Here is a 17,758-nt window from a genome sequence, read left to right as displayed (position 1 = left end):
GTGGCGCACGACCCGGCGGACGCGCCGGAGGCGTCCGTGCAGGACCGTGACGGGTGTGCACTGTGCGTGGCGCGTCATCTCGCGCCGCCGGACCTGCGACCCAGAGCTCGGGGCCGCCCCGGCGGGTCAAGGCGTGCGACCCGCGGTCCGCTCGTCAGCCTACACACCGGCGGGGCGGCACGACCTGCGGACGGCGAGCACCGACAGCGGTGGGCATGGCACAGTGCTGTCGTGACCACGCCCGACGACGCCCAGCACCGCACCCCTCCCGCCTCCGCCCCGGGTGGACCCGGCCCCCTGCGCGCCGTCGTGACCGGCGCGTCGTCGGGCATCGGCGAGGCGTGCGTGCGCCACCTGCGCGCCCGCGGCTGGGACGTCGTCGCGTTCGCGCGGCGCGCCGACCGGCTCGCGGAGGTGGCCGAACGGACGGGCGCGCACGCGGTCGTGGGCGACGTCACGTCCGACGACGACGTCGCGCGCCTCGTCGCCGAGGCGTCCGCGCGCGGTCCGGTGCACGCCCTGCTCAACATCGCCGGGTTCGGCCTCGGCGTCGACCACGTCGACGAGGCGAAGATCGACCAGTGGCGGGACATGTACGAGACGAACGTGCTCGGCACGGTCCGCGTGACCAAGGCGGTCCTGCCGCTCCTGCGCACGTCGCGCCGGGGCGACGTGGTGCTCATGACGTCCACCGCGGGGCACGACACGTACGTCGGCGGCTCCGGCTACGTCGCGTCGAAGCACGCGCTGCTCGGCGTCGCGAAGACGCTGCGGCTCGAGCTCGTCGGCGAGCCGATCCGTGTCATCGAGATCGCGCCGGGCCTGGTGCGCACGCCCGAGTTCTCGCTCCACCGTTACCACGGCGACCGGTCGGGGGCCGACGCCGTGTACGCGGGCGTCGAGGACCCGCTCACCGCCGACGACGTCGCCGACGTCGTGACGTTCGCCGTCACGCGCCCGCACCACGTGAACATCGACTCGTTGGTCCTGCGTCCCGTCGCGCAGGCGTCGACCTACTCGCTGTGGCGGGCGCCGCTCGTGCCGAAGGGCGTCGACGACTGAACCCGGTACGCACCTGACGGGTGCCTGACGGAGCGGCCCCGCAGGTGCCTGCGGGTGGCGCCCGCCGTCCTGCGCGGCGCACCCTGGTGACGTGAGCACCTCGACCCCCGCCGCCCCGGCGTCCCCGACCGGGCCAGGCCCTGGGGCGCCGGCACCCGGGCCCGCCCCGGCACGCCGTCGCGCGGGCCTGTGGGCCGCGCTGGCCGGGATCGCGTCCGCGGCCGCGGGATTCGCGGTCGCGGAGCTCGTCGCGGCGTTCGTGGCACCGGGCTCCAGCCCGCTGTTCGCCGCCGGGGCGGGCGTGGTCGACGCGGTCCCCGCCCCGCTCAAGGACTTCGCGGTCGAGACGTTCGGCACCGCGGACAAGGCGGTGCTGCTCGGCACGATGGCCGTCGTGCTCGCAGCGGGTGCGGCGCTCGCGGGGTGGCTCGAGCTGCGCCGGCCGCCGGTGGGCTCGCTGCTGCTGGCCGTCGTGGGCGCGGTGGCGGCCGTGGTCGCCGTCGTGCGGCCGGGCGCGAGCGTCGCGTGGGCGCTCCCCAGCCTCGTCGGCGTCGGGATCGCCGTGGTGCTGCTGCGCGCGTCGATCGGCACGCTACGACCAGCGTCCACGACGAGCGACGGCGTCGTGCGCGCGACCGGACCCGACCGGCGGCGCTTCCTGCTCGTCACCGGCCTCACGGTGGCAGCCGGGGTGGTGGCCCTGGCGACGTCGCGCGCCGTCTCGGCCGGGAACCGCGTCGTGACCGCCGCGCGCGACGCGCTGCGGCTCCCCGCGGCGTCGGTCACCGCGCCCGCCGTGCCCGCGGGCGCGGACCTGGGCGTGCCGGGACTTGCGCCGTACGTCACGCCGAACGGCGACTTCTACCGCATCGACACGGCGCTGCGCGTGCCGCAGGTGGACCCGGCCGACTGGACGCTGCGGATCTCCGGCCGCGTGGACGAGCCGTTCGAGCTGACGTTCGCGGAGCTGCTCGACCTCCCGCTCGTCGAGCACCACCTGACCCTGACGTGCGTGTCGAACGGCGTCGGGGGAGACCTCGTGGGCAACGCGCTGTGGCTCGGCTACCCGGTGCGCGAGCTGCTCGAGCGCGCGGGCGTGCAGGACGGCGCGGACATGGTCCTGTCCACGAGCGCGGACGGCTGGACGGCGAGCACCCCGCTCGAGGTGCTGCAGGACGCGGACCGCGAGTGCCTCCTCGCCGTCGGCATGAACGGCGAGCCGCTGCCGGCCGAGCACGGCTTCCCGGCGCGGCTCGTGGTGCCGGGGCTCTACGGCTACGTCTCGGCGACCAAGTGGGTCACCGAGCTCAAGGTCACGACCTTCGCCGACGACGTCGCGTACTGGTCGACCCGTGGCTGGACCGAGCGTGGACCCATCAAGCTCGCGTCGCGCATCGACACGCCGCGGGCCAACGCCGGCGTCGAGGGCGAGGTGACGGTGGCCGGGGTCGCGTGGGCGCAGCACACCGGCATCGACGCGGTCGAGGTCAGGGTCGACGACGGCCCCTGGCAGGCCGCGACGCTCGCCGACACGGTCGGACCGGACACGTGGCGCCAGTGGTCCTACGCGTGGGACTCGGCGGGCGCGGGCACCGGGGCGCACCGGCTCACGGTCCGCGCCACCGACGCCGACGGTGAGGTCCAGACGTCCGACGTCGCGTCACCCGCGCCGGACGGGGCGACCGGCTGGCACGAGGTCGAGGTCAGCGTCGGCTGACGGGCACCTCTTGCGCCGGCTCGACCGGCGCTGGCAGGATGTGCGCGTGACCTTCTCCGCGCGCACCTCGAGCCCTGTGCTCGTCCGCGCGCGACTGCAGGTCGCCCCCCGCTCGTCCTGTTGTTGACGGCTCGCGGCACCACGCGCAGTCGACCAGGTGTCCGCGAGCAGCCTCCCGCCCCTCTCTCCCGGTACGACGACGTACCGCGGCCAGGGCGCGACGGTCGCCGGTCCCCGCACGGGCGCTCCCGCAACGAGCGATGACTTCCGTGCCAGGCCCGGGTCTGCCATCCCGACACCCAGGACGCACGACACAGGACGCGAACAGACCATGTACCTCCCCACCACGTACCTCCCCGCCGCCCCTCGACGCGCGACGGCCTCGAGCGACGCGACGCGTCACCCTGGCGCACGGCCCGCGGCGACCGACGCCGGGACCTCGCTGCCGCCGTCGGGTCCCGGCCTGACCCTGGAATGGCTGGTCGCGCACGACATCGAGGCCTACACCGCGCGTCGAGCACGCGGCCGAGTGCTCGGTGCCGCACGCCGCGAGGCGAGGCGGGGCGAGGTGCTCAGACCGGCGTGACGCGGTAGCTCGCGCTCACGGTGAGCTCACCCGCGGCCGTGAGGGAGACGACCTCGGTGATCGCGGCCTTCAACGACCCGGAGAGCGCGAGCCGCTGGCTCATGTCGACCGACTCGAGCGACATGGCGACGCCGCCCACCAGCAGCGTCGGGCGGAGCCGGCCCAGCACGGTGTCGACGAGCCGGGTGAGGTAGTCCTGGATCTTGCCGAGCAGCGCCTGGTGGACGTCCCGGGCCCGGCGGCCGGCCTCGTCCATGCACCGCTGCGCGGCTCGCACCGCCGCCTCGCTCAGCTCCTGGGCGCGGTCCCGGCCGTGCACGAAGGCTTCCCGCAGCGCACGCTCGACCGACTCCCAGGCCTCGGCGACCCGGCCGAGGAAGCTGCCGTCGGCCGGTGCCGCCAGCCCCGGGAAGTCGCCCCCGTCGCCGAACCGCCGGGCGTGGGCGAGCGCCGCGTCGAAGCCCTGCCGGTCCAGCACGCCGACGGCGATCATGGTGCCTCCTCGATCATGGTGCCCCCTGGGGAAACGGGCGGACGTCGTAGCCGCGGGGTCCGTGGGTGAAGATCGAGCGCGCCAGCCCGGGGTCCACGTGTTGGAGGTCGGCCAGGGCGCCGTCCCGACCGCTCGCGAGCAGTGCGTCGAGCACGGGCGCGAGGGAGGAGAGCTCGTCGTCGGCCAGGGCGGCCAGACCGTCCCGCGAGACGTCGGCGACCTGGGTCGTGGACCATCCGAGCGCCGCGAGCAGGGTGAGGCCTGCCTGGTCCACCTGCTGCGCGCCCCCGGGCTCCGCGACCTGGCGCGCGAGCGACCCGACCCGGTCGCGCCAGGTGGCGAGCGCCGGGTGTGGGTCGTCTCCCGCGTCGAGGGTGTCGAGGGTGTCCAGCCAGGTCAGGGCGCGCGCCGCGAGAGCGTGGGCGTCGTTGACGTGCAGGTCGAGCCGTGTGAGGGGTTCGGGCCGGAGCCGCGCCTCGACGTCCTCGACGAGCGAGGGTGCGGGGTCGACACCGGTGTGGAGCCCACCGGAGAGCACCTTCACGAAGTCTCCGTAGCGCAGCGCGAGCACCTGGCCGGAGGTCACCCCGTCCTCCCGGCTGCTCGCCCGGTCGACCAGTCGGTGGACCTCCATCCGCACCCGCCGGTCGGCCTCCATCTGCGCCACGAGCCGGGACCGCTCGTCGAGGGTGAGCGGGACCCCGTAGAGCGAGTAGCCACCGGAGTCTGCGTCCCGGCCGTCCTCCGCGTCGCCGCCGCCCCCTGTGCCCGCCAGGCCCTCGGCGTCCTCGGCGGCGTGGGTGACGCGCAGCTGCAGGAACAGGTGCGCGCGCGAACCGCCCGCGTCGGCCCAGAGCCAGAACAGGGCGTCGAACCGGCCGATCGGGACGAGGTGCATGCGGCGGGCCCGTGCGTAGGTGAGCTCGCCGAGGAGGTGGACGTCGTGGGTGCCGAGCCCGCCGGCGACCGCGTCGAGCAGGCGTGCGAGCTCCTCGCGCGGACCCGGTGCCAGGTCGGCCAGCTCCGGCCTCCGGTCCGCGCGCGGGACGCCGGCGTCCCGCGCGAGGGTCGCGGCGTCGACCGAGCTGGGTGGTCGTACCGGCTCGCCGGTCAACACGTCCCGTGGTGTCCTGCCGCGGTACGGGTCGAGCAGCTGCACGGACCCGCGGTCGAGCGACGCGAGCCCGGCCACCCACTCGCGCATCAGGGCCACGGCGCGTCCCTCGAACTCCTCGGGTGGGAGGGAGAGGTCGGGGACGGCGTGCTGCGTGGTCGACCTCGTCGCGCCGAGCAGCGCCTGGTACGTCTCGACCCCGTCCATGGGGCTGTGCTCGCGCCACGCGGACGTGACCCCGCGGACGGCGAGGTAGCCGGCCAGATACCGTCCGACGGGCGCGCCCAGGTAGCCGCGGAGGCGTGGCCTCGCCAGCTCGTGGAGCGCGTCGGCGTAGCCGCGCTCCGCCTCGGCGCGACAGCTCGCGTACCACTGCTCCAGGGGCGGGTCGTGATCCGGGTCGCGGTGCCGGTCCACCAGGTGGACCAGCGCGCCGCCGAAGCCCGTCGAGCGCTCGTCGTCGGTCGTCGGGTCGGCGGCGAGCTCGCCGAACATCGCGAGACCTTCGAGCCAGGGCGTCCACACGGAGCGCAGGACCTGCGCCTTGCGGACGAGCTCGAGCTGACGTTCGACGACGGGGAGCAGCGCTGCCTCGGGCTCGAGCTCGCAGAGCCGTCCCATGCGGTCGGTGTCCGGGGCGTCGTGGTCGACCTGGCGCAGGTGGTGCAGGATCTCGTCCGCCGTCGCCGCCGACCGCAGCGCCGCGAGCGACGTCCCCAGCCAGCCGAAGGTCGAGTCGATGTGCACGAGCTCGTGACCGAGGACGAGCAGCAGCTCCTTCCGGTCCGCCTCGCGTCGGAACCCGGTCGAGAACGGGACGGCGTGGCGGAAGGCGCGGTGGTCGATGGACCACTCGTCGATGTCCGCCGTCGCGACGGTCGACTCCGGCGGCGGGACCAGGCGGAGGCGGCGCTCGTCGAACGACGTGCTGATGCCCCGGAAGGCGTCCAGCGTGCGCTGGAGCGTCGTCGCGTCGAAGGTCCAGACAGGATCCGTGAACGGGCGCAGCGGGGCGAACGTCGCCGCCCGCCCCGGGGTGTGGTCGAACCCGAGGGCGAAGGTCGCGCGGAGGTCGCGGACCGCGGGGACCCGCTCGATCGCAGCGCGCAGGGACTGGGCCGCCGCGTCGTGGAGCGTGAGGGCCTGCGGCCGGTACCGGCACGCGCTCTCGACCGCGTCCCACAGGGCGAGGTCGTCGCGCTCGTGCGCGGGCAGCCGGGACATGCCGTCGGCCCGGTACGCCAGCGCGAGACGCACGAGGTCCTCGTCGTGCCCGCGGGCGACGTCGGACAGGCACTGTGCCGCATCGAGCGTGGCTGCGCCGCCGGGGGCGAGGCTGGCCAGCATGATCGCGTCGAGCGCGCAGGCGACAGCGGTGTCCCGGTCCGTCTCCGTGAGGACCGCGGCGAGGTTCCGCAGCGCCGCGACGGCGCGCGCCTCGGCGGTGCCCGTCCGCCGGGCCACGAGCGCGACGTACGTGCAGGCCTGGATCCAGCGGTCCAGCAGCGCCCTGCTCGCCGCGTCGCCCTCCGGCGGACCCGCATGGTCGTAGAGCGAGGCGAGGCACAGCGCCGGTGCCCCGCCGTCGTCCCAGCTCACCAGGTGCGCGGTGACGAGGGCCGCGACGAGGTCCGTGGAGAACGTCGTCCCGGTCCGCCCGGCCACCCGGGCGAGGTCGCTGAGGTCCAGGCCGGGCTGATCGGCCGCGAGGAGCTCGAGGTCGGGCAGCGCCGTCTCGACGTCGAAGTGCCCGATGACGCGCCGCAACGACGCCGCGCAGTCCGCGACGTAGCCGGCGAGAGGATCCCGCGCGTCGACCTCGAGCCGGTCGTACGTGCTCATGGCGGGAGAGAGCGTTCGGGGTGGGTCCGGTGACGTCGTCGGCCGGGTGAAGTAAGGGAGCCGCGTGCGACGGGGAGTGCGGGTACGATCGGGGCATCGGCATCGACCCGGCGATCACCGGCGAGCCTCCGGAAGAACGGGACCCCGCGTCGTCGGGCACCAGCGGTGCGGACGAACGGGCATCCTCAGTAGAGCCGGACGGGGCAGGCCCGTCACAGCCGTCGACGAGCGGCCGGCACACGTGCCGGCAAGCGAGGTGGTACCGCGGCACCCACGCCCGCCCGGGGCGGGAGTCGTCCTCGCAGGAGAGCACGACCGACCCGTACCACCGTCCGGTCCGCGACCCGCGGGCCACCCTCCAGGAGTCCTGACGACCATGGTCTACCCGCTGCACCGCTCGTCCGCCGACAGCTCGTACCCCGGAGCGTCGTTCGGCATCCCGGCATCGCCGGACCTGCCCGCGCTCGAGCGCGGGATCCTGGCGTACTGGGACGGCGACGACACGTTCCGCGCGTCGGTCGAGCGCAACCCCGCCGGCGAGGACGGTGCGAACGAGTTCGTCTTCTACGACGGCCCGCCGTTCGCCAACGGGCTGCCCCACTACGGGCACCTGCTGACCGGGTATGCGAAGGACGTCGTGCCGCGCTACCAGACGATGCGAGGCAAGCACGTCGAGCGGCGCTTCGGGTGGGACACGCACGGCCTGCCCGCGGAGCTCGAGGCGATGGACCAGCTCGGGATCAAGACCAAGGAGGAGATCCTCGAGCTCGGCATCGAGCGCTTCAACGAGGCGTGCCGCGCGTCGGTGCTCAAGTACACGGGCGAGTGGCGTGACTACGTGACGCGCCAGGCGCGCTGGGTCGACTTCGAGCACGACTACAAGACCCTCGACCCCACGTTCATGGAGTCGGTCATGTGGGCGTTCAAGTCCCTGTACGACAAGGGCCTCGTCTACGAGGGCTTCCGGGTGCTGCCGTACTGCTGGAACGACCAGACGCCGCTGTCCAACCACGAGCTGCGCATGGACGACGATGTGTACCAGGTCCGCCAGGACCCGGCCGTCACCGTGGGGCTGCGCCTCGAGACGGGCGAGCTCGCGCTCGTGTGGACGACGACGCCGTGGACGCTCCCGTCCAACCTCGTGGTCATGGTCGGCCCGGACGTCGACTACGTCGTCGTGGAGTCGTCCGCGACCGGGCGGGCGGAGCGGTACGTCATCGCCGAGGCGCGCCTGGAGGCGTACGCGCGCGAGCTGACCGACGCCGGCCCGGACGGCACGGAGGGTGACCTCGCGTCGCAGGTCGTCGAGCGGCTCAAGGGCGCGGACCTCCTCGGCCGGTCGTACACGCCGCCGTTCTCGTACTACGCGGGCCACGCGAACGCACACCGCGTCGTCGAGGCGGACTTCGTCACGACGACGGACGGCACAGGCTTGGTGCACGGCGCCGGCGCGTTCGGCGAGGACGACAAGGTCGTCTCCGACCGCGAGGGCATCGAGCCGGTCCTGCCCGTGGGTACGGACGGGAAGTTCATGTTCCCCGTCGTGGACTACGAGTCGCTGCAGGTGTTCGACGCGAACCCGGTGATCATCGACCACCTCAAGGCACGCACGCGCCGCGACGCGGGCGCCGAGGGCGAGCACGGTGGCATGGGCGCGGTGACCGAGGGCACGGTCCTGCTGCGCCGCGAGTCGTACGCGCACTCCTACCCGCACTGCTGGCGCTGTCGGCGCCCGCTCATCTACATGGGCGTGTCGTCGTGGTTCGTCGCGGTGACGACGTTCAAGGACCGCATGCTCGAGCTCAACGAGCAGATCGCCTGGACGCCGGAGCACATCCAGCACGGGCAGTTCGGCAAGTGGCTCGCCAACGCGCGCGACTGGTCCATCACCCGCAACCGGTTCTGGGGCAGCCCCGTGCCGGTGTGGAAGTCGGACGATCCGCAGCACCCGCGCCTGGACGTCTACGGGTCGTTCGAGGAGATCGAGCGCGACTTCGGCACGCTCCCGCGCGACGAGCACGGGAACCCCGATCTGCACCGGCCGTTCGTCGACCGGCTCACGCGCCCCAACCCGGACGACCCGACGGGCCGTTCGACCATGCGTCGCGTCGAGGACGTGCTCGACGTGTGGTTCGACTCCGGGTCCATGCCGTACGCCCAGGTGCACTTCCCGTTCGAGAACGAGGACTGGTTCAGCCACCACAACCCGGCCGACTTCATCGTCGAGTACATCGGGCAGACGCGCGGCTGGTTCTACATGCTGCACATCCTGTCCACGGCGCTGTTCGACCGCCCGGCGTTCTCCTCGGCGATCTCGCACGGCATCGTCCTCGGCTCGGACGGCCGCAAGATGAGCAAGTCCCTGCGCAACTACCCGGACGTCAACGAGGTCTTCGACCGCGACGGCTCCGACGCGATGCGCTGGTTCCTCATGGCCTCGCCCATCCTGCGCGGCGGCAACCTCGTCGTCACCGAGGAGGGCATCCGCGACGCGGTCCGCCAGGTGCTGCTCCCGCTGTGGAGCACCTACTACTTCTTCACCCTGTACGCGAACAGCTCGAGGTCCGGTGCCGCAGCGCCCGACGCCGGGGGCTACGTCGCGCAGCGTGTGACCCCCGAGCGGGTGGCCGGGATGGGCGCGCTGGACCGCTACCTGCTGGCCCGCACGCACGACCTCGTGGCCACGGCGACCGCCCAGCTCGACGCGTACGACATCGCGGGCGCCTGCGAGTCGGTGCGTGAGCACCTCGACGTGCTCACCAACTGGTACGTGCGCACGCAGCGTGACCGGTTCTGGGGCGAGGACGCCGACGCGTTCGACACCCTGTACACCGCGCTCGAGACCCTCACCCGCGTCATGGCGCCGCTCGCGCCGCTGCTGTCGGAGGAGGTCTGGCGCGGCCTGACCGGGGGCCGGTCCGTGCACCTGACCGACTGGCCGACGACCACCGAAGAGGTCGGCGATCGGTTCGAGGGCGCCGACGGACGGTACGCGGTCGCGGTCCGGCACGTCCCCGAGGCGGGACTGGTGGCCGACCCCGCGCTCGTCGCCGCGATGGACGAGGTCCGCGCCGTCGCGTCGTCGGCCCTCGGCCTGCGCAAGGCGAACCAGCTCCGCGTGCGCCAGCCGCTCGCGCGCCTGACGGTCGTCGTGGACGACCCGGCGGCGCTCGCCCCGTACACCGACCTGCTCACGCGCGAGCTCAACGTCAAGGCCGTCGAGCTGGAGTCCACGGACTCGGACGCCGCCGAGCGGTTCGGCGTCACGCAGCGCCTCGCGGTCAACGCCCGCGCCGCGGGCCCGCGACTGGGGCGCGGCGTGCAGGCCGTCATCAAGGCGGCCAAGGCCGGCGCGTGGCGGGTCGAGGACTCCGGGGACGTCGTCGTGACGACGGCCGACGGGGACGTCGCGCTGCTCGAGACGGAGTACGAGCTGTCCACCGTGGTGGCGGCGACCGCCCCCGCCACCGGCGCGGGAGCCGACGCCTCCGACAGCGGCCCGAGCATCGCGGCCGCCGTCCTGCACGCGGGCGGGTTCGTCGTGCTCGACCTCACGCTCGACGACGCGCTGCTCGCCGAGGGCTACGCGCGCGACGTCGTCCGCGACGTGCAGGACGCGCGCAAGGCCGCGGGCCTGGACGTCGCCGACCGGATCCGGCTGGCGCTCGACATCCCGGGGGAGTGGGTCGCCGCCGTCGACGAGCACCGCGAGCTGGTCGCGCGCGAGACCCTCGCCGTCGAGCTCCGCATCGAGACCTCGCCGACCGATGCGCGCGCGGTGCGCGTGGAGAAGGTCACGACCACGAACGAGACGGACGAGGTGACGCGATGAGCGCGAAGGACCGACGACCGGCGGGCGCGGTGGCACGCGAGGCCGCCGAGGATGCCGCCGCGCAGGAGTCGCTGCGCGAGGTGTACGCGCACATCATGTCGCGGGCGCCCGAGCACGACATCGACCCGACGCTCGCGCGCGTGCAGCGGGTCCTCGAGCTGCTCGGCGACCCGCAGCGCAACTACCGCGTGGTGCACCTGACGGGGACCAACGGGAAGAGCTCGACCGCGCGCATGGTCGAGCGGCTCGTGCGCGAGCACGGCCTGCGGACCGGGCTGTTCACCAGCCCGCACCTGACGAGCGTGACCGAGCGCATCCAGGTCGACGGCGAGCCGCTGTCCGCGCGCCGGTTCGTCGAGGTGTGGGAGGACGTCTCGCCGTACGTGGGGGTCGCCGACCGCGAGTCGCAGGAGGCGGGCGGCCCGCGCCTGAGCTTCTTCGAGGTGCTCACGGTGATGGCGCTCGCCGCGTTCGCGGACGCGCCCGTCGACGTCGCGGTGGTCGAGGTCGGTCTCGGCGGGACGTGGGACTCCACGAACGTCGTCGACGGCGAGGTCGCGGTCGTCACGCCCGTCGCCCACGACCACGAGCGCTGGCTCGGCAGCACGCTCGAGGAGATCGCCGGCAACAAGGCAGGCATCCTCAAGGAGGGCGCGACGGCCGTCGTCGCCGAGCAGGAGCCCCAGGTGCTCGAGGTCGTGCTCGACCGTGCGCGCCAGGTCGGCGCGCGCGTCCTGCGCGAGGACGTCGACCTCGAGGTGGCCGCTCGGCACGTCGCGGTGGGGGGACAGCTGGTCGACCTGCGTACGCCCGCCGCGCTGTACACCGAGATCTTCCTGCCCCTGCACGGTGCGCACCAGGCGCACAACGCGCTGCTGGGCCTCGCGGCGGTCGAGGCGCTGCTCGGCGGGCGTGCGCTCGACGGCGGCCTCGTGGAGACGGCGTTCGCGGACGTGACGTCTCCCGGACGGCTCGAGGTCGTGCGCTCCAGCCCGCCGATCCTCGTGGACGCCGCGCACAACGCGGCGGGTGCCGAGGCGCTCGTCGCCGCGCTCGACGAGGCGTTCGACCTGCGCCACCTGGTGGGCGTCGTGTCGATCATGGCGGACAAGGACGCGGAGACGCTGCTCGCGGCGCTCGAGCCCGTGCTCGCCGAGGTGGTGATCACCCGCAACAGCTCGGACCGGTCCGCCGACGTGACGGGTCTCGCCGAGATCGCGGTCGAGGTCTTCGGGGAGGACCGGGTCCGCAGCACCGAGCGCCTCGACGAGGCGATCCAGGTGGCGACCGACCTGGCCGAGGCGGCGGACCCCGTCGGCGTCGGCACCGGGACGGGCGTGCTGGTGACGGGCTCGGTCGTGACCGTCGCCGACGCACGCACCCTGCTCGGCAGGCGCTGAGGCGGCGCCCGCCCGGGTCGCGCGCCGTGCGTCGCACGACCGGCGCGCGGCGCGTCGTCGGCGGGTGTTTGATGGGAGGACCAGCGACGGAGGGACGACCGGTGAAGAAGCTGCTCAACGATCCCCAGGACGCGGTCGCGGAGTCCCTCGAGGGCTTCGGTCTCGCGCACGCGGACCTCGTCGAGGTCCATCTCGACCCGCCGTACGTCACGCGGGCCGGTGAGGTGACCCGCGGCAAGGTGGGCCTCGTCTCCGGGGGTGGTGCGGGCCACGAGCCGTTGCACGCGGGGTTCGTCGGCACCGGGATGCTCGACGCGGCGGTGCCCGGTCCCGTCTTCACGTCCCCGACGCCGGACCAGGTCCTGCCCGCGATCCTGGCCGCGGACGGGGGCGCGGGGGTGCTGACGATCGTCAAGAACTACACGGGGGACGTCCTGAACTTCGAGACGGCCGTCGAGCTGGCCGAGGCCGAGGACGTCCAGGTCGCGAGCGTCCTCGTCAACGACGACGTCGCGGTGGAGGACTCGCTGTACACGGCCGGGCGCCGGGGGGTCGCGGGCACGGTGTGCGTCGAGAAGATCGCCGGTGCGGCGGCCGAACGGGGTGACGACCTTGCGGCGGTCACGCGCGTCGCCGAGAAGGTCGTCGCGAACGTACGGTCGATGGGGGTCGCGCTCACGGCGTGCACGGTGCCGCACGTCGGCAAGCCGAGCTTCGACCTGCCGGACGACGAGATCGAGATCGGCATCGGTATCCACGGGGAGCCCGGGCGCCACCGGGTGCCGCTCGCCGCGGCCGACGACGTCACCCGGATGCTCCTCGACCCGGTCGCGGACGACCTGGGGATCTCCGACGGCGACGACGTGTTGCTGTTCGTTAACGGTATGGGCGGGACGCCGTCGTCCGAGCTGTACGTCGTCTATCGTCAGGCGAGGAGACTGCTCGAGGCACGCGGCGCGAGCGTCGCTCGCTCGCTCGTCGGGAACTACGTGACGTCGCTCGAGATGCAGGGAGCGTCGATCACGGTCCTGCGGCTGGACGACGAGCTCACCACCTTGTGGGACGAGCCCGTGCACACGGCCGCCCTGCGGTGGTGATGCCTCGCGCTGTCTTCCGGACCGGCGGGACGCGCCGGCGCACGGCGAGGAGAGGTGGCGCATGACGCTGGACGTGGCGTGGGCAGACCGGTGGGCGCGACTGAGTGCCGAGCGGATCGCGGGAGCGAAGGACGAGCTGACCGAGCTGGACCGCCAGATCGGCGACGGGGACCACGGCGAGAACCTCGACCGCGGCTTCCGGGCGGTGGTCGCCAAGCTCGACGACGCGGGGGACCTCGCGCAGGTGGGAGACCTCCTCAAGCTCGTGGCGACGACCCTCATGTCCTCGGTCGGCGGTGCATCCGGTCCGCTCTACGGCACCGCGTACCTGCGCGCGGCGAAGGTGACCGGCCTCGAGACGCTCGACGCGCACGCCGTCGTCGCGCTCCTCGAGGGTGCCCTGGAGGGCATCACCGCACGCGGCAAGGCCGTCGTGGGCGAGAAGACGATGGTCGACGCGTGGCAGCCCGCGGTCGACGCCGCCGAGGCCGCCGCGAACGACGGCGGCTCGCCGGTCGACGTGCTCGCCGCAGCGGCGTCCGCAGCCGACGCGGCCGCACGGGCGACCGTCCCGCTCGTGGCGACCAAGGGACGCGCCAGCTACCTGGGGGAGCGCAGCGTGGGTCACCAGGACCCCGGCGCGACGTCGACGGCCATCCTCCTCGCTGCCGCGCGGGACGCGGCGGCAGTCGACGTCGGGGACGGCAGGTGAGCGATCAGCCGGTGCACGACGCCGGGGCCGAGCCCGGCGTGGACGGCGCCGCGGGGGACGAGGTCGCGGCCCCGCGCCGTCGGGCCCGGATCGCGCTCGTGCTCGTGTCGCACTCCCAGCAGCTCGCCCGCGGGGCCGTCGAGCTCGCTGCGCAGATGGCGCCCGGCGTGGCGCTGCACGCCGCGGGCGGGACGGACGACGACGGTCTGGGGACCAGCTTCGAGCGGGTGTCGACGGCGGTGGGCGACGCGCTCGCGGAGGCCGAGGGCGTCGTGGTGCTCGCCGACCTCGGTTCCGCGGTGATGACCGTGGAGTCCGTGCTCGACATGGAGGACGGGTTCGACGGCCGGGTGCGTCTCGCCGACGCCCCGTTCGTCGAGGGTGCGGTCGCCGCAGCGGTCACGGCCCACGGCGGCGGGGACCTGCTCGAGGTGCTGACCTCCGCGGAGCACGCAGGTGGGACGTTCGCCGTCGCGGGCGGCGCGGGGGGGCAGGAGGGCGCGGGCAGCACTGCGCCCCGGGAGGGGGACAGGGTGAGCGAGGGGCAGGGCGCGACGCCGGGTGCGACCGTCGTCGTGACGAACCCGCTCGGTCTGCACGCGCGACCGGCGGCGGTGCTCGCACGTCTCGTCGCAGGCTACGACGCGAGCGTCACCATCGGTGGGGTGAACGGTGCGAGCGTGCTCGAGCTCATGAAGCTCGGGGCGACGCAGGGGCAGGAGCTCGTCGTGGCCGGTGAGGGGCGGCAGGCCGACGCCGCGGTCGACGCCGTCGTCGCGGCCATCACCGAGGGCTTCGGGGAGGTCTGAGCCCGCTCCGCACCGGTGGTCCGGTCCGACGAGCGGGTGTGACCGGTATCACCCGACAATGCATCTGGTGCATTATTGCGTGGACTGCAAGAATGTATCCATGGTCTCCACGTCCCTCGGCACCGGCTCGCCCGGTGGTCTGCGCGAGCGCAAGAAGCGGCGCCGCCGTGACGCGCTCGTCGACGCGGCGCAGTCGCTCGTGCTCGAGCGCGGGCTGGACGCCGTGACCGTCGAGGACGTGTGCGAGGCCGTGGGCGTCTCGCCGCGCACCTTCTTCAACTACTTCCCGAGCAAGGACGACGCCGTGCTCGGGCTGGAGGACCTCGTCCTCACGACCGACGCCGCCGCGGACTTCGAGGCCGGCGGCCCCACCGGCGTCCTGCTCGACGACCTCGCTCGTCTGGTCGAGGACATCATCGGTCAGCAGGCCGTCTCGCCCGAGCGCATGCACCGCGCGCTGGAGCTCGTCGAGCGCGAGCCGCGGCTGATCGCCCGCCACATCGCCTGGATCGACGAGCACCGTGTCGAGCTCGTGGCCCTGTGCGTGCGTCGTCGCGAGGCTCATCCGTTCACCACCGCCCCCGAGCTCGTGGCCCTCGTCGCGCTGACCATGATGCGCGCCGTCGGCGAGGAGTGGCACCGGCGCGAGCGGCGGGGCTCGCCGTCCGACCTCCTGCCGTCCGTCACCCACCAGCTGCGTGCGCTGCTGGACGACCCCGCGCCCGCCGCGCCCGCCGCGCCCGGGACCTCCTGAGCGTCCCCGGACCTCCCCACCGACACCGACCGACCTTCCCCACCTTCCCCGCACCCGACGCCGGGTCACCACCCGCTGCGTCACCGTCCCGATCGAAGTGGAATGCTCCATGGCGACCTCAGCCCTTCCTCCGACGGCGGCCGACAAGGCGCCCATCGTGCTCACCCCGCGCACCGTGTGGGTGATCTTCGGCGCTCTCATGGCGTCGATGTTCCTGGCTTCGCTCGACCAGTCCATCGTCGGCACCGCGATGCCGACGATCGTCGGCGAGCTGCACGGCGTCGAGCACCAGGGCTGGCTGGTGACCGCCTACATCCTGGCGGTCGCGATCGTCATGCCCCTGTACGGGAAGTTCGGTGACCTGTGGGGTCGCCGCTGGCCGTTCCTCGCCGCGATCGGGCTGTTCACGATCGCGTCGGCCGGGGCCGGCTTCGCCCAGACCTTCCCCGAGCTCGTCGCCTGGCGCGCCGTGCAGGGACTCGGTGGCGGCGGGCTGATGATCCTGTCGCAGGCGATCATCGCGGACATCGTGCCGGCGAAGGACCGAGGCAAGTACATGGGCCCGATGGGCGCCCTGTTCGGGATCTCCGCCGTCGTGGGCCCGCTGCTCGGTGGCTGGTTCACCGAGGGCCCGGGGTGGCGCTGGTCGTTCTGGGTCAACATCCCGATCGGTCTCGCGGCGTTCGCCGTCGCCTGGTTCGCGCTGCGGCTGCCCTCGCACCGCTCGCGCCGCGCGATCGACGTCGCCGGGATCTTCTTCATGGTCATCGCGACCGCAGGCATCGTGTTCCTCACGAGCTGGGAGTCGCTCACCACCGCGGAGGGCTACGACTGGTCCGACCCGTGGCTGATCGGTCTCGTCACCGCCGTCGTCGTGTCGATCGGCGCGTTCGTCATGGTGGAGAACCGCGCCGAGGAGCCGCTGCTGCCGCTCCACCTCTTCAAGAACTCGACGTTCACGATCGCGACCCTGATCGGGCTCGTGCTCGGCATGGGCATGTTCTCCGCGCTCGCGTTCCTGCCGACGTTCCTGCAGATGTCCACGGGCGCGGGCGTGACCGAGTCCGGGTTCCTCATGCTCCCGATGATGGTCGGTCTCATGGTCACCGCGATCGGGTCCGGCATCGCGATCACCCGCACCGGGCGCTACAAGATCTTCCCCGTGGTGGGTCTCGCCGTCACCGCCGGTGGCCTCGTCTGGCTCACCCAGATCACGGGCGACATGTCGATGTGGCTGTTCGGCGCGATGCTCGTCGTCCTGGGCGCCGGCATGGGCCTGGTCATGCAGACGATCGTGCTCGCGGTGCAGAACTCCGTGGACCCGCGCGAGATCGGCACGGCCACGAGCGCCAACAACTTCTTCCGCGAGATCGGCGCCGCCGTCGGCACCGCGCTGTTCTCGACGATCTTCACGTCGCGCCTCGCCGACAACCTCGCCGGCGTCGTCCCGGCGGGGTCCACGGCGGGCGGCGGCTCCGACGCGACGTCGCTGACCCCGCAGGCCGTCCAGCAGCTGCCGGAGCCGCTGCACACCGGCGTCGTCGACGCGTTCACGGACGCGCTCGCGCCGTCGTTCTGGTACCTCGTGCCGCTCGTCGTCGTGGGCTTCGTCCTCGCCCTGTTCCTCAAGGAGGTCAAGCTCTCCGACGTCGCGGGGATGGTCGCCCGCGGCGAGGCGGTCACCTCCGCCGACGATCTCCTCGAGCGCCCCGAGAGCGCCGTCCGTGACGCGGAGGGCGAAGGTCCCGGCGCGCCGACCGGGACCGCCGCGGGAGCAGGAGCCGATCCCGGCACCGACAGGGCGCGCACCGGCACGCCGGTATCCTGACCGGGTGAGCTCGACCACCCCGACCCCGGGACCCGCCGCGCAGCCGTCACGTCACGGCCGCTCGTCGGGCCCGGTGCGCCCCTCGCCAGGTGACCGCATCGCGCCGAAGAAGTCGGCACGGTCGCAGTTCGCCTCGACGACGCTCCTGCTCGAGGCGTTCGTCGTGGTGTTCGCCACGCTCGCCGCGTACGGGCTGCGCGGTGTGCCGTCCGCGGGCGGGCCGTACGAGCTCCCCGGCGCCGGGTCGATCTGGCTCGTCGGCGGGGTCCTGACCCTCGTGCTGATCATCCTGTCGCGCGCGGTCGGCTCGCCCGGGGGCTATGTCGCGGGGTCGGTCGTCCAGCTCCCCGTGCTCGCTGTCGGGTTCGTCGTGCCGATGATGTTCGTCGTGGGCGGCATCTTCGTCGTCCTGTGGTTCGTCTCGCTCCGGCTCGGAGGGCGCATCGACCGCGAACGCGCCGCCTACGACGCCGAGCACCCGGACACCGCGCCCAACATCGGCTGAGCGGCGC

Annotated in this window: 13 protein-coding genes; 11 read left to right on the top strand and 2 right to left on the bottom strand. The window is 73.5% G+C overall.

The window, feature by feature from the left end; translation table 11 throughout:
• Positions 1-231: 231 nt before the first annotated feature.
• The 3 genes from IF651_RS09670 to IF651_RS09660 all read left to right on the top strand — a co-directional run bounded on the left by IF651_RS09670 (position 232) and on the right by IF651_RS09660 (position 3,365).
• Positions 232-1,062: an SDR family NAD(P)-dependent oxidoreductase gene (locus tag IF651_RS09670; protein ID WP_191828890.1), complete on the top strand. Its 831-nt coding sequence runs from the start codon at positions 232-234 to the stop codon at positions 1,060-1,062.
• A gap of 91 nt (positions 1,063-1,153) precedes the next feature.
• Positions 1,154-2,779 (top strand): molybdopterin-dependent oxidoreductase, encoded by a 1,626-nt coding sequence (locus IF651_RS09665; RefSeq protein ID WP_422110470.1) that lies wholly within the window; start codon positions 1,154-1,156, stop codon positions 2,777-2,779.
• A gap of 331 nt (positions 2,780-3,110) precedes the next feature.
• Positions 3,111-3,365: a hypothetical protein gene (locus tag IF651_RS09660; protein ID WP_191828889.1), complete on the top strand. Its 255-nt coding sequence runs from the start codon at positions 3,111-3,113 to the stop codon at positions 3,363-3,365.
• Here the strand turns inward: IF651_RS09660 and IF651_RS09655 are convergent.
• Together IF651_RS09655 and IF651_RS09650 are read right to left on the bottom strand one after the other, a co-directional pair.
• Entirely contained in the window at positions 3,352-3,858 is a 507-nt protein-coding gene (locus IF651_RS09655; RefSeq protein ID WP_191828888.1) for a hypothetical protein, read from the bottom strand. The genes IF651_RS09660 and IF651_RS09655 overlap by 14 nt on opposite strands.
• A gap of 13 nt (positions 3,859-3,871) precedes the next feature.
• Complete coding sequence (locus IF651_RS09650; RefSeq protein WP_191828887.1) at positions 3,872-6,814, bottom strand: hypothetical protein; 2,943 nt, start codon at positions 6,812-6,814, stop codon at positions 3,872-3,874.
• A 376-nt stretch (positions 6,815-7,190) separates the two neighbouring features.
• Between IF651_RS09650 and ileS the strand changes: the two genes are divergently transcribed.
• The 8 genes from ileS to IF651_RS09610 all read left to right on the top strand — a co-directional run bounded on the left by ileS (position 7,191) and on the right by IF651_RS09610 (position 17,751).
• Complete coding sequence (ileS, locus tag IF651_RS09645; protein WP_191828886.1) at positions 7,191-10,646, top strand: isoleucine--tRNA ligase; 3,456 nt, start codon at positions 7,191-7,193, stop codon at positions 10,644-10,646.
• Positions 10,643-12,046 (top strand): bifunctional folylpolyglutamate synthase/dihydrofolate synthase, encoded by a 1,404-nt coding sequence (locus tag IF651_RS09640; protein ID WP_191828885.1) that lies wholly within the window; start codon positions 10,643-10,645, stop codon positions 12,044-12,046. Before ileS ends, IF651_RS09640 begins: the two co-directional genes overlap by 4 nt.
• A 101-nt stretch (positions 12,047-12,147) precedes the next feature.
• On the top strand, positions 12,148-13,143 hold the full coding sequence (gene dhaK, locus IF651_RS09635) for a dihydroxyacetone kinase subunit DhaK (protein WP_191828884.1): 996 nt from the start codon (positions 12,148-12,150) through the stop codon (positions 13,141-13,143).
• Between the two features lie 61 nt (positions 13,144-13,204).
• The gene (dhaL, locus tag IF651_RS09630) at positions 13,205-13,855 is read left to right on the top strand and encodes a dihydroxyacetone kinase subunit DhaL (protein WP_191828883.1); all 651 of its coding nucleotides are present in this window, start codon (positions 13,205-13,207) and stop codon (positions 13,853-13,855) included.
• A complete protein-coding gene (gene dhaM, locus IF651_RS09625) occupies positions 13,852-14,664 on the top strand; it encodes a dihydroxyacetone kinase phosphoryl donor subunit DhaM (RefSeq protein ID WP_338403876.1) in 813 nt (270 codons plus the stop codon). The genes dhaL and dhaM overlap by 4 nt, the downstream gene beginning before the upstream one ends.
• A 100-nt stretch (positions 14,665-14,764) precedes the next feature.
• A complete protein-coding gene (locus tag IF651_RS09620) occupies positions 14,765-15,418 on the top strand; it encodes a TetR/AcrR family transcriptional regulator (RefSeq protein WP_191828882.1) in 654 nt (217 codons plus the stop codon).
• Between the two features lie 109 nt (positions 15,419-15,527).
• Positions 15,528-17,246: an MDR family MFS transporter gene (locus IF651_RS09615; protein ID WP_191828881.1), complete on the top strand. Its 1,719-nt coding sequence runs from the start codon at positions 15,528-15,530 to the stop codon at positions 17,244-17,246.
• A gap of 4 nt (positions 17,247-17,250) precedes the next feature.
• Entirely contained in the window at positions 17,251-17,751 is a 501-nt protein-coding gene (locus IF651_RS09610) for a DUF4233 domain-containing protein (protein WP_338403875.1), read from the top strand.
• Positions 17,752-17,758: the final 7 nt, after the last annotated feature.

Source organism: Cellulosimicrobium arenosum (assembly GCF_014837295.1).
Taxonomy (GTDB): domain Bacteria; phylum Actinomycetota; class Actinomycetes; order Actinomycetales; family Cellulomonadaceae; genus Cellulosimicrobium; species Cellulosimicrobium arenosum.
The sequence above is the reverse complement of the archived record's forward strand: the minus strand, read 5'-3'. Positions and strand labels throughout refer to the sequence as shown.

Coding starts and splice junctions, on each gene's coding strand:
- IF651_RS09660 (WP_191828889.1), top strand. CDS start 3,111: ATGTACCTCCCCACCACGTACCTCCCCGCCGCCCCTCGACGCGCGACG.
- IF651_RS09640 (WP_191828885.1), top strand. CDS start 10,643: ATGAGCGCGAAGGACCGACGACCGGCGGGCGCGGTGGCACGCGAGGCC.
- IF651_RS09615 (WP_191828881.1), top strand. CDS start 15,528: ATGGCGACCTCAGCCCTTCCTCCGACGGCGGCCGACAAGGCGCCCATC.
- ileS (WP_191828886.1), top strand. CDS start 7,191: ATGGTCTACCCGCTGCACCGCTCGTCCGCCGACAGCTCGTACCCCGGA.
- IF651_RS09650 (WP_191828887.1), bottom strand. CDS start 6,814: ATGAGCACGTACGACCGGCTCGAGGTCGACGCGCGGGATCCTCTCGCC.
- IF651_RS09655 (WP_191828888.1), bottom strand. CDS start 3,858: ATGATCGCCGTCGGCGTGCTGGACCGGCAGGGCTTCGACGCGGCGCTC.
- dhaL (WP_191828883.1), top strand. CDS start 13,205: ATGACGCTGGACGTGGCGTGGGCAGACCGGTGGGCGCGACTGAGTGCC.
- IF651_RS09620 (WP_191828882.1), top strand. CDS start 14,765: ATGGTCTCCACGTCCCTCGGCACCGGCTCGCCCGGTGGTCTGCGCGAG.